Consider the following 11917-nt stretch of genomic DNA (forward strand, 5'->3'; position numbering starts at 1 on the left):
GGACCTGTTCGTCATCAGCCTCGGCGTCGGACCTGTTCGTCATCAGCCTCGGCGTCGATCAGCAGCTCCTCGAGCTCCGCCGTGCGCTTGGGTTGAGTGAGATTGCGATCGCTGCTGGCCATGGATTTCTCGGTTTCAAGGTTCATTGATCAACTGCCTCGACAAAGCTTTGGCCCGTTCCGGGTCGCGTTGCTCGACGGCATCCAGCAACTCGATGTGCAGGTCGAACACTTCCTGACGTCGCGGGGTGACATTCAAGGTCTGGCGCAATTGCGCGCCGACGACGCTGGAGAAATAGCGATACAGCTCGCTGAGCGTCGGGTTGTGCGCGGCGTCCACCAGACGGCGGTGGAACACCAGGTCGCAGGCGATGTAACTGTCGAGATCGCCGTGGTAGTGGCTGCCACTCACACCCAAGGCTTCGCGCAAGGCCAGCAGATCTTCATCGGTACGGCGCAATGCCGCGAGCCCGATGGCTTCGACTTCAAGGATGTGCCGCGTCTCACGGGCCTGCTCGTGGGAGCAGCGGGACAGCGCTTTCAGGGTGTCCAGCGGATCAATCACGGCCCGCAGGTAGCTGCCGTCGCCCTGACGAATGTCGATCAACCCGGAAAACGCCAACACGCGCATGGCTTCGCGCACGGTATTGCGGCTGATACCTAACTCGGTCGCCAGTTCCGGCTCGGTGGGCAAGCGTTGCCCGACGACCCAGACGCCTTCGTTGATGCGCAGGCGCAGTTGGTCCAGCGCTTGGTCGACCAAGGATCGCTTGGTCAATGGAGAAATGTCTGACATGGAATTCGCCCTTTCATCCAATCATAGGATGAATTTTCTGACATGGTAGTCAGCTACGTGTAGGACGGCAACCACCTACTGTCTAAGGGCAGGAAAAGGAGCGGAATTTTCGATTGGTCAAAATTACCCTTTAAGGGTAATTTCAGGGATAGGGTTTGGCTTCTTATGGAAAAGAACACACCCCATTACGACTTGGCGGTGGTCAAGGCAGAAGTCCTCAGGATGGGAAGCAAGGCATTCACAATTACCGCTCGGGAAGGCGGCCGAAAAATGTCCTTGAGCATCCGTCAGATGCTTCAAATTATTTACTTGCTGGAGTACCGGATGCTGCACAAGTCGATGACTACCTATGGCGATCATCGGGTTTGGCAGGACGTGTACCACACAGCATTCCAGGATCGGGAGATTTACATCAAAGTGACTTACCGCTCCGGCGGTGGGCACCCGGTGATCTCCTTCAAGGAGATGATTCAATGAAAACTCAGCAATGCGTCAGTTGTGGCACTCACAACGGTATGCATCACTTTGAAGGACGCACGCTCACTGTCGACTACAAACAGGTAGCTCGACTGGTGCACGACATCGTCGGATGGGAATGCCAGGTCTGCGGTGAAATCGAATTTGATCACGACACTGACAGCGCCGAGCGCTACTCCGACGCCAGCGATCAATTGCTTGAAAACTACTTCCAAGTGATGGCAGCAGAGATGAAACGTATCCGACGCAAACTGCACCTCACACAAAAAGACGCTGTTAAATTGCTGTCGGGCGCTGGTCACAACGCTTTTTCCCGCTACGAGCGCGGCGAACTTCCACCTCCTCAAGCGTTGTTCACGCTGATGCGCCTGCTGGATCGGCATCCTCACCTGCTGGCTGAAATACAAGCCATGAACGAAGGTTCCGACTTGAAGCGATTGCTCGCTGCACGATTCCCGGAACAGGAAACGATACGGGCGTCCTGACCCCAAACCCCAGACAAAAATAAACCCGGAGCACTGTCCGGGTTTATTTCACCGCCTGATTTCGATCAATGCAAAATCTGGCTCAGGAACATCTTGGTCCGCTCATTCTGCGGGTTATCAAAGAAGTCGTTCGGCGCCGCCTGTTCGACGATTTCACCCTTGTCCATGAAGATCACGCGATTGGCCACGGTGCGGGCGAAGCCCATTTCGTGCGTCACGCAGAGCATGGTCATGCCGTCTTCAGCCAGACCGATCATGGTATCCAGAACCTCTTTCACCATCTCGGGGTCGAGTGCCGAAGTTGGTTCGTCGAACAGCATGATTTTCGGTTTCATGCACAGTGCACGGGCAATCGCCACACGCTGTTGCTGACCGCCGGACAGTTGTCCCGGGAATTTATGCGCCTGCTCCGGAATGCGTACGCGTTCCAGGTAATGCATGGCAATTTCCTCGGCCTGACGCTTGGGCATTTTACGTACCCACATCGGCGCCAGGGTGCAGTTCTGCAGGATGGTCAGGTGCGGGAACAGGTTGAAGTGCTGGAACACCATGCCGACTTCACGGCGGACCGATTCGATCTGCTTGAGGTCGTTGGTCAGTTCTACGCCATCGACCACGATGCGACCCTGCTGGTGTTCTTCCAGTCGGTTGAGGCAACGGATGGTGGTGGACTTGCCGGAGCCCGAGGGGCCGCACAACACGATACGCTCGCCCTGCTTGACGTTCAGGTTGATGTCTTTCAAGACGTGGAACTGGCCGTACCACTTGTTCAGGCCCTGCATCTGAATAATGCCTTCAGTGCTCACTGGCTTTTTGATTGCTTCGCTCATTACAGAACTCCTAACGCTTGTGGCCAGTGTCGAGCTTGCGTTCCAGATGCATGGAATAGCGCGACATACCAAAACAGAAAATCCAGAACACCAGGGCCGCAAACACATAGCCTTCAGTGGCCATGCCCAGCCATTTCGGGTCGGCGGCAGCTTGTTTGACGCTGTTGAGCAGGTCGAACAGGCCGATGATGATCACCAGGCTTGTATCCTTGAACAGCGCAATGAAGGTGTTGACGATGCCAGGGATGACCAGCTTCAGGGCTTGCGGCAGAATCACCAGGCCCATGCTGCGCCAGTAACCGAGGCCCATCGCTGCAGCCGCTTCGTACTGACCCTTTGGAATCGCTTGCAGGCCACCGCGCACCACTTCAGCCACGTAGGCTGACTGGAACAGGATCACGCCGATCAGCGCCCGCAGCAATTTGTCGAAGTTCATCCCTTCAGGCAGGAACAACGGCAACATCACCGAAGACATGAACAGCACCGTGATCAACGGCACGCCGCGCCAGAATTCGATAAAGGTCACGCAGACCACTCGAATCGCCGGCATGTTCGAACGACGGCCCAATGCCAGAACGATCCCCAGCGGCAGAGCGCCAGCAATACCGACCGTCGCGATCACCAGGGTCAGCATCAGGCCGCCCCATTGGCTGGTCGCCACGGCGGTCAAGCCAAACACGCCGCCGTGCAGCAGGCACCAGGAAATGATCGGGTACAGTACCAGGAAGCTCAGGCCATACACCGCTTTATGGTGAAAACGCGAGATGAACAGGGGWGCCACGCCAATGACTGCCAGCCACACGGTCAGGTCCACGCGCCAGCGCAGTTCCGGCGGGTAGTAGCCGTACATGAACTGGCCGAAACGCTGCTGGATGAACACCCAGCAGGCGCCCTCCTTGGTGCAGTCGGCGCGGGTGGTGCCGACCCAGTTGGCGTCAAGGATCGCCCACTGCAGGATCGGCGGTACCACCAGGTAGATGAGGTAGAACGCGAACAGAGTCAACAGGGTGTTGAGCCAGCTGGAGAACATGTTCGCGCGCATCCACGCCACGACACCGATGCTACGGTTCGGTGGCGGCATGTCAGGTTTGAAAGTATGAGTGCTCATGCGCTTTTCCTTACCGCTCGATCAGCGCAATGCGCTTGTTGTACCAGTTCATCAGCATGGAAATGCTGATACTGATCGCCAGGTACACGCTCATGGTGATGGCAATGACTTCGATCGCCTGCCCGGTCTGGTTCAGCACCGTACCGGCAAACAACGAAACCATTTCCGGATAACCGATACCGGCCGCCAGCGAGGAGTTCTTCGCCAGGTTCAGGTATTGACTGGTGAGCGGTGGGATGATCACGCGCAGGGCTTGCGGGATGATCACCTTGCGCAGGGTCGGACCGTTGCGCAGGCCGAGCGAGTGCGCCGCTTCGGTCTGGCCGTGGCTGACTGACTTGATGCCCGAGCGCACGATCTCGGCGATGAACGCCGCGGTGTACACCGTCAAGGCCAGGGTCAAGGCCAGAAACTCGGGGATCAGTACCCAGCCACCGACGAAGTTGAAGCCCTTGAGTTCCGGCATTTCCCAATGCACTGGCGCGCCGAAGATCAATGCGCACAGCGCTGGGATTACCAGAAACAGCGCCAGGCCGACCCAGAACTTGTGGAACGGCACGCCCGTCGCTTCGAAGCGTTTGGTCGCCCAGCGGCTCATCAGCACGATGGCGACAATGGCCAAAACGATGCTGACTACAAACGGCCAGAAACCGTCTGAAACCAACGCTGCGGGCATGTTCAGGCCGCGGCTGCTGACAAAGAAGGTGTCGCCGAAGTTGTGGCTGTTGCGTGGCCCCGGCATGGTCAGGAACACGGCGAAGTACCAGAACAGAATTTGCAGCAACGGCGGAATATTGCGGAAGACTTCCACATAAACAGTTGCCAGCTTGGCGATGATCCAGTTCTTCGACAGTCGTGACACGCCAACGACGAACCCGAGGATCGTCGCCAGGATCACGCCGATGAACGTCACCAGCAGCGTGTTGAGCAAGCCGATGCCAAACACCCGGGCATAACTGTCCGATTCGGTGTAGTCGATCAGGTGTTGAGCGATGCCGAAGCCGGCACTGCGCTCAAGAAAGTCGAAACCGGAGGTGATGCCCCGGTGTTGAAGGTTGGTCTGCGTGTTGTCGAACAGATACCAGCCCATCGAGACCACCGCCACAATGGTGATGATCTGAAATAACCACGCACGCACTTTGGGATCGCTGAGGCTGAGCCTCTGCTTTGGTGCGCCGATTGAATTTTGCATGAAGTGCCCCGGATGTAATGGAACAGAACATCACCCGACGGTTGGCCCGCCGGGTGATAGAACCATTAGCGCACTGGTGGTGCGTATTGAATGCCGCCGTTGTTCCACAGAGCATTCAGCCCGCGGTCGATTTCCAGCGGAGTGTTCTTGCCGAGGTTTTTCTCAAACACTTCGCCATAGTTGCCGACTTGCTTGACGATCTGGACGACCCAGTCCTTTTTCACTTTCAGGTCTTTGCCGTATTCACCATCGGTACCCAGCAGACGGGCAACGTCAGGGTTCTTGGTGGACTTGGCTTCAGCTTCGACGTTCTTCGAAGTAATGCCTGCCTCTTCAGCGTTGAGCATGGCGTAGCCAACCCAGCGCGCGATGGCCAGCCACTCGTCGTCGCCATTACGCACGACCGGGCCCAGAGGTTCCTTGGAAATGGTTTCCGGCAGTACCACGTAATCTTTCGGCGAGGCCAGTTTGCTGCGCTGGGCGAACAACTGGGACTTGTCGGAAGTCAGAACGTCGCAACGACCGGATTCCAGCGACTTGGCGCTTTCGTCGGAGGTGTCGAAGGTGATCGGGGTATATTTCAGACCGTTACCGCGGAAGTAGTCGGAAACGTTCAGCTCCGTGGTGGTACCGGCCTGGATGCAGATGGTTGCACCGTCCAGTTCCTTGGCACTCTTCACGCCCAGCTTGCTGTTAACCAGGAAGCCGATGCCGTCGTAGTAAGTGATAAAGCCAGGAAACTTCAGGCCCATGCCCGAGTCACGGGAGCTGGTCATGGTGGTGTTGCGCGACAGAATGTCGATTTCGCCCGACTGCAGCGCGGTGAAACGCTCTTTGGCGTTCAACTGACTGAATTTGACTTTCGTCGCATCGCCGAAAATGGCAGCCGCTACAGCACGGCAGTAGTCAGCATCGATACCGACGATCTTGCCAGTGGAGTCTGGAACCGAAAAGCCCGGCAGACCGTCACTCACACCACACTGTACGAAACCTTTCTTCTGCACTGCATCCAGGGTTGCACCCGCCTGAGCGAACCCGCTGATACCGAGTACTGCGGCTGCAGTCACGATAGCCAGGGTGGATTTCAACATCTTCATTCAAACCTCCAGTTTTGCTCTTGTTGTGTCGGAGCTCAATCCTGCCGCACCCTTTTGAGGCGTAATCGACCCTTATTGGTTTTTTTTAGGGTCAACCGGCGTAGGACCTGCGCTATGAGTCTAGTAGGAGAAAATCCACGTCATGGATAACTCACTTCTCACCAATCGGCCGAACGGGCTGTAGCCCTTTCACGTTCGCGAAGCCCGTAACGGCCACTGGCGAACATCCATCACCGGATTCTTTGCAATCCCGCGGCCAGCAGTACACTGATAGTGTTACCGCAAGGCGCGAGATGGGTTGCACCTTTTCCCCTTAGCAAAGCCCGTACCAGACCGTCCTTTGAAGCAATTGCGCGACAGGTCAATAGCAAAACTTGTAGCCTTGCGACAACTTCTTAACTGATCAACCATGCGCGTACTCGAACCTCGCACCCAATGAGCGCGCACGCACAACAATGGAGCAGCCATGACCGAGCCCCTTATTCTTGAACCCGTAAAGCCCGCAGACGCCTGCGTTATATGGCTGCACGGCCTGGGCGCCGACCGCTACGATTTCCTGCCGGTCGCTGAAGCGCTGCAGGAAGGCCTGCTGACCACCCGCTTTGTTCTGCCTCAAGCGCCGACCTGCGCCGTCACCATTAATGGTGGCTACGAGATGCCGAGCTGGTACGACATATTGGCCATGAGCCCGGCACGTGCAATCAACCGCGAACAGCTGGAAGATTCGGCGCAACGGGTTATAAATCTGATCGAAGAGCAGAAAGCCAGCGGAATAGACGCCTCGCGAATCTTTCTCGCAGGCTTTTCCCAAGGCGGCGCCGTGGTATTACACACCGCTTTCCTGAAATGGCAGGGGCCGTTGGGTGGCGTACTTGCCCTCTCCACTTACGCGCCGACCTTCAGCGAAGCACTCGAACTTTCCGCCAGCCAGCAGCGTATTCCCGTGCTGTCTTTGCACGGTCAATACGATGACGTGGTGCAGAACTCCATGGGTCGCAGCGCTTACGAGCATTTAAAGCAGCGTGGTGTCACCGTGACATGGCAAGAATACCCAATGGGCCACGAAGTGTTACCCGAAGAGATTCGCGACATCGGCGTCTGGCTTGCCGAGCGCTTGCGTTAACTGTGATGCGAAACGCTGCCCATTGATCATCCCACTACGCCGCGCCCGATTCTTGCATTACACTGGCCGGCGTACATTCCTTAACCAATTGATGAGATGACCGTGCTCAAAGCACTCAAGAAAATGTTCGGTAAAAGCGAGACTGAGCAGCTCGCGCCAGTTCCCAGCGCTCCGTCTCATACTCCAAGCCACCGTACCGACGGTAATCAGCCTGGCCGGACCGCCACCGCAGCGGCACCGAAACCCGAGCCGATGACTACACCGGCCATCCAGCCTGCCCCGGTCGTTGCCTCTGAACAACCGCGCAGCGAAGCGCCGAAACCGGCAAAACCGCGTCGCGAACCCAAGCCCAAGGCACCCGTCATACCCTGGAAACTCGAAGATTTCGTAGTCGAACCCCAGGAAGGCAAAACCCGCTTCCACGATTTCAAACTCGCCCCGGAACTGATGCACGCCATCCAGGACCTGGGCTTCCCGTACTGCACGCCGATCCAGGCGCAAGTGCTTGGCTTCACCCTGGCGGGCAAGGACGCCATCGGTCGCGCCCAGACCGGCACCGGCAAAACGGCCGCGTTCCTGATCTCGATCATTACCCAACTGCTTGAAACCCCGCCGCCGAAAGAACGCTACATGGGTGAACCGCGCGCGCTGATCATTGCACCCACCCGCGAACTGGTGGTGCAGATCGCCAAGGACGCTGCCGACCTGACCAAATACACCGGCCTCAACGTCATGACGTTTGTCGGGGGCATGGATTTCGACAAGCAGCTCAAGCACCTCGAAGCCCGTCACTGCGACATCCTCGTGGCCACCCCGGGCCGTTTGCTCGACTTCAACCAGCGCGGCGACGTGCACCTGGACATGGTTGAAGTCATGGTGCTCGACGAAGCCGACCGGATGCTCGACATGGGTTTCATCCCACAAGTGCGTCAGATCATTCGCCAGACGCCGCCGAAGAACGAGCGTCAAACGCTACTGTTCTCCGCGACGTTCACCGAAGACGTGATGAACCTCGCCAAGCAATGGACCACCGAGCCGTCGATCGTCGAGATCGAATCGCAAAACGTGGCCAGCGAAAACGTCGAGCAGCACATCTATGCCGTCGCCGGTGCCGACAAGTACAAACTGCTCTACAACCTGATCAACGACAACGGTTGGGAGCGGGTGATGGTGTTCGCCAACCGCAAGGATGAAGTACGGCGCATTGAAGAACGCCTGGTGCGTGATGGCGTCAACGCCGCGCAACTGTCCGGCGACGTGCCGCAGCACAAGCGCATCAAGACCCTGGAAGGTTTCCGCGAAGGCAAGATTCGCGTACTGGTCGCCACCGATGTTGCCGGTCGCGGTATTCACATCGACGGCATCAGCCACGTGATCAACTTCACCCTGCCGGAAGTCCCGGACGACTACGTACACCGTATCGGTCGGACCGGTCGTGCAGGCGCCGATGGCGTGTCCATCAGCTTCGCCGGTGAAGATGACTCTTACCAGCTACCGTCCATCGAGGCGTTGCTGGGTCGCAAGATCAGCTGTGAAACACCACCGACGCATCTACTGAGGGCGGTTGAGCGCAAACGCCCGTAACCGGGAATTTGCGAAAAGAGGCGCAGCCGGAAACGGACTGCGCTTTTTTTTCGCCTCGCTTTTTTACAAGAGCTTGCTCAAGACAACTAAAAGTCCATAATGGACAAATTAGTTTAAATCAGTGCCCGGAGTCGGCCATGCCCAGTACGCCTTACGTGATCACCCAATCTCAGGCCCGCGAGCTGCTGGCGAAAGTCGACGTGCCGCAGATCCTGCGCAAGCTGTTTCGCGACCTGGCGGAGGGCCAAGCCGTACAACCGGCGCAGCAACTGGTGGAATTCCCTCAGGGCGCTGGCGATTTCATCAACTACCTCGGCGTGCTGGCGCAAGACGGTGTCTACGGGGTTAAAACCTCGCCGTACATCGTGCGCGAACAAGGCCCACTGGTTACCGCATGGACCCTACTGATGTCGATGCAGACCGGTCAGCCATTGTTGCTCTGCGATGCTGGAGAATTGACCACCGCACGGACGGCCGCAACCACCGCGGTGGCCGTCGATGCACTCGCTCCGCTGGCAGCGCAGCGTCTGGCGATCATCGGCAGCGGCAATGTCGCCCAGGCGCATTTGCACTACGTCAAAAATCTGCGTGACTGGCAAAGCATTACTCTGTATTCGCCGAGCCTGAGCAACAAGCATCCCGAAGCATTGGCTCAGATCAACAACCTCGACCCGCGCCTGACCATCGTCGACAGTCGCGAAGCGGCGATTCATGACGCCGACGTGATCATGCTGTGCACCTCGTCTGCAGGCCCGGTGATCGATCCATCAAGCTTGAGCAAACCGGCGCTGATCACCTCCATCAGCACCAACGCCCCACGCGCCCACGAAGTGCCACCGCAGAGCCTCAATGACATGCAAGTGTTCTGTGACTATCGCCTGACCACGCCGGGCTCGGCGGGTGAGATGCTGATCGCAGGCGAACAACATGGCTGGGACAAGCGCTTGATTCTCGGCGACCTGCCCGATCTGTTGAGTGGCAAGGTAGAACGTCCAGACTACGACCGGCCGGTGTTCTTCCGCTCCATCGGCCTGGGCCTGGAAGACATCGCGTTGGCCAATGCCATCTACCAACTGCAGCACTAACACCATGACCCCCTGTGGGAACGAGCCTGTGTGGCGAGGGGGCTTGTCGGAACGCCGCATCGCCCCGTTCGGCTGCGTAGCAGTCGCAAACTCATCGAATGCGGTTTTTCTGTATTACCGCATACGCTGACTTTGGGGTGGCTTCGCCACCCAACGGGGGCAAGCCCCCTCGCCACACAAGCTCACTCCCACAGGGGGGACCGATACCATTGGCATTTACGCTCAAAAGGAGACGTTCATGAGCCAGGCAGATTTCATCATCATCGGCGGTGGGATTGCCGGGGCTTCCACCGGCTTTTGGCTGTCGGAGCAGGCCAGGGTGATTGTGCTCGAACGCGAATCGCATCCGGCCTATCACTCCACCGGACGCTCCGCCGCGCTGTACACCGCCGCCTACGGCACACCGCAGGTTCGGGCGTTGACCCAGGCCAGTCGCGACTTCTTCGACGCCCCGCCCGCCGGCTTCTGCGAACACCCGCTGCTGACGCCACGCGGCGAGATGACCGTGGACTTCACTGGCGACCCCGCCGAGTTGAACAATCAGTACCTCAGCGCCAAAGCCACAGTGCCCGAGATGCAACTGCTCAGTGCCGACGAAGCCTGCGCGCGCATGCCAATCCTGCGCCGGGAAAAAGTTCATGGCGCGATCTATGACCCGACCGCCAGCGACATCGACACCGATGCCCTGCACCAGGGTTACTTACGCGGCATCCGTCGCAACAAAGGCGAAGTCGTCACCGACACCGAAGTGCTCGGCCTCACCCGTGATGCCGAGGGTGTGTGGCAGGTCACCACCAACGGCCAGACGTTCAGCGCCCCCATCATCATCAACGCCGCCGGTGCCTGGGCTGACAAAATCGGCGCACTGGCCGGAGCCCGACCGCTGGGCCTGCAACCGAAGCGCCGTGCGGCCTTCATCTTCGCCGGCCCTGAGGCTGTGGACATCCATCATTGGCCAATGCTGGTCAGCCTCGACGAATCGTTCTACATGAAACCCGACGCCGGCATGTTCCTCGGCTCGCCGGCCAATGCCGACCCGGTGGAACCGCACGACGTACAGCCAGAAGAACTGGACATTGCCATGGGCATTTACCAGATCGAAGAAGCCACCACCCTGACCATCCGCCGCCCGACCCGAACCTGGGCCGGGTTGCGCAGTTTTGTCAGCGACGGTGATTTACTGTCCGGCTTCGATCCGCATGTGCCCGGCCTGTTCTGGGTCGCGGCGCAAGGGGGCTACGGCATCCAGACGTCACCGGCCATGGGCCAGGCCAGCGCTGCGCTGGTACGCGGTGAAAACTTGCCCGAGCAGCTCACGCGATTCGGGCTGGACGCCGGCATGCTCTCCCCCGCCCGCCTGGGCTGATCGCCTGCTCAGGTGACGTGCCCACACGATTACGGCAAACTTCCAGCGCCCCTTTTGCGGGGCGCTGACGCTGCCTGGAGCTCCACTGTATGAACGCACCTGAAAAAGACCCGGCGCTGGACAATTACCGAGCGATTGCCGACGCCATCGCCACGCTGTTCTTCCCCCATGCCGAGGTGGTGCTGCACGACCTGCGCACGCAAAAGATCGACTACATCGCCAACAACCTGTCGAAACGCGAAATCGGCGATGACGCGGCGCTGGAAGACATGCTCAGCGACGATGTCAGCGAAACCAACATCGGGCCGTACGAAAAGCTCAATTGGGATGGTCAGAAGATTCGCAGCTTGAGCACGGTGTTGCGCGACAGCGAAGGTCATAAGCTCGCGGTCCTGTGCGTCAACCTGAACATTTCGTTGTTCGAAAATGCGAAAGCGGCGCTCGACCTGTTCCTGTCGCCCAGCAAACTGATCCCGCAACCTGACTCACTGTTTCGGGATGACTGGCAGGAGCGGATCAACACCTTCCTGCACGCCTGGCTGCGCGAACGTCAACTGAGTCTGAACCTGCTGACACGCGACCACAAACGCGAACTGGTGCTGGCGCTGCATGCCGAAGGCGCTTTCAAGGGCAAGAGCGCATCGAACTATGTGGCCAATGTGCTGAACATGGGACGGGCCACGGTTTACAAGCATTTGAAGGAGTTGAAGGGCTAGGTTCTGAGGGTGCTTGATCTGGCCTCTTCGCGAGCAAGCCCGCTCYCACATTCGACCGC

At 58.4% G+C, this 11917-nt stretch carries 12 protein-coding genes; 7 read left to right on the forward strand and 5 right to left on the reverse strand.

Annotated elements, in window-relative coordinates; translation table 11 throughout:
- Positions 1-135 precede the first annotated feature (135 nt).
- Positions 136-795, reverse strand: coding sequence for a FadR/GntR family transcriptional regulator (locus AC1DRJ_RS11915; RefSeq protein WP_477802319.1), 660 nt, complete (start codon positions 793-795; stop codon positions 136-138).
- A 165-nt stretch (positions 796-960) separates the two neighbouring features.
- Here AC1DRJ_RS11915 and AC1DRJ_RS11920 point away from each other — a divergent pair, with 165 nt between their 5' ends.
- Both AC1DRJ_RS11920 and AC1DRJ_RS11925 read left to right on the forward strand, forming a co-directional pair.
- A complete protein-coding gene (locus AC1DRJ_RS11920; RefSeq protein ID WP_477802320.1) occupies positions 961-1272 on the forward strand; it encodes a type II toxin-antitoxin system MqsR family toxin in 312 nt (103 codons plus the stop codon).
- Positions 1269-1757, forward strand: a complete 489-nt coding sequence (locus AC1DRJ_RS11925) for a type II toxin-antitoxin system MqsA family antitoxin (protein WP_477802321.1) — start codon at positions 1269-1271, stop codon at positions 1755-1757. The genes AC1DRJ_RS11920 and AC1DRJ_RS11925 overlap by 4 nt, the downstream gene beginning before the upstream one ends.
- A gap of 65 nt (positions 1758-1822) precedes the next feature.
- Here AC1DRJ_RS11925 and AC1DRJ_RS11930 read toward each other — a convergent pair whose 3' ends face one another.
- The 4 genes from AC1DRJ_RS11930 to AC1DRJ_RS11945 all read right to left on the reverse strand — a co-directional run bounded on the left by AC1DRJ_RS11930 (position 1823) and on the right by AC1DRJ_RS11945 (position 5984).
- On the reverse strand, positions 1823-2587 hold the full coding sequence (locus AC1DRJ_RS11930) for an amino acid ABC transporter ATP-binding protein (RefSeq protein WP_477802322.1): 765 nt from the start codon (positions 2585-2587) through the stop codon (positions 1823-1825).
- A 10-nt stretch (positions 2588-2597) separates the two neighbouring features.
- A complete protein-coding gene (locus AC1DRJ_RS11935; protein ID WP_477802323.1) occupies positions 2598-3695 on the reverse strand; it encodes an amino acid ABC transporter permease in 1098 nt (365 codons plus the stop codon).
- Positions 3696-3705: 10 nt separating this feature from the next.
- Positions 3706-4887 (reverse strand): amino acid ABC transporter permease, encoded by a 1182-nt coding sequence (locus AC1DRJ_RS11940; RefSeq protein WP_477802324.1) that lies wholly within the window; start codon positions 4885-4887, stop codon positions 3706-3708.
- A gap of 65 nt (positions 4888-4952) precedes the next feature.
- Positions 4953-5984, reverse strand: coding sequence for an amino acid ABC transporter substrate-binding protein (locus AC1DRJ_RS11945; RefSeq protein ID WP_477802325.1), 1032 nt, complete (start codon positions 5982-5984; stop codon positions 4953-4955).
- A gap of 466 nt (positions 5985-6450) precedes the next feature.
- Between AC1DRJ_RS11945 and AC1DRJ_RS11950 the strand changes: the two genes are divergently transcribed.
- From AC1DRJ_RS11950 to AC1DRJ_RS11970, 5 genes are all read left to right on the forward strand, one after another.
- Positions 6451-7107 (forward strand): alpha/beta hydrolase, encoded by a 657-nt coding sequence (locus AC1DRJ_RS11950; RefSeq protein WP_477802326.1) that lies wholly within the window; start codon positions 6451-6453, stop codon positions 7105-7107.
- Positions 7108-7203: 96 nt separating this feature from the next.
- Complete coding sequence (gene rhlB, locus AC1DRJ_RS11955) at positions 7204-8691, forward strand: ATP-dependent RNA helicase RhlB (protein ID WP_477802327.1); 1488 nt, start codon at positions 7204-7206, stop codon at positions 8689-8691.
- 137 nt (positions 8692-8828) lie between these two features.
- Entirely contained in the window at positions 8829-9776 is a 948-nt protein-coding gene (locus AC1DRJ_RS11960; RefSeq protein WP_477802328.1) for an ornithine cyclodeaminase family protein, read from the forward strand.
- 238 nt (positions 9777-10014) lie between these two features.
- On the forward strand, positions 10015-11142 hold the full coding sequence (locus tag AC1DRJ_RS11965; protein ID WP_477802329.1) for an NAD(P)/FAD-dependent oxidoreductase: 1128 nt from the start codon (positions 10015-10017) through the stop codon (positions 11140-11142).
- An 89-nt stretch (positions 11143-11231) separates the two neighbouring features.
- The gene (locus tag AC1DRJ_RS11970; RefSeq protein WP_477802330.1) at positions 11232-11858 is read left to right on the forward strand and encodes a helix-turn-helix transcriptional regulator; all 627 of its coding nucleotides are present in this window, start codon (positions 11232-11234) and stop codon (positions 11856-11858) included.
- Positions 11859-11917: the final 59 nt, after the last annotated feature.

The sequence above is a fragment of the Pseudomonas sp. P5_B2 genome (assembly GCF_056400445.1).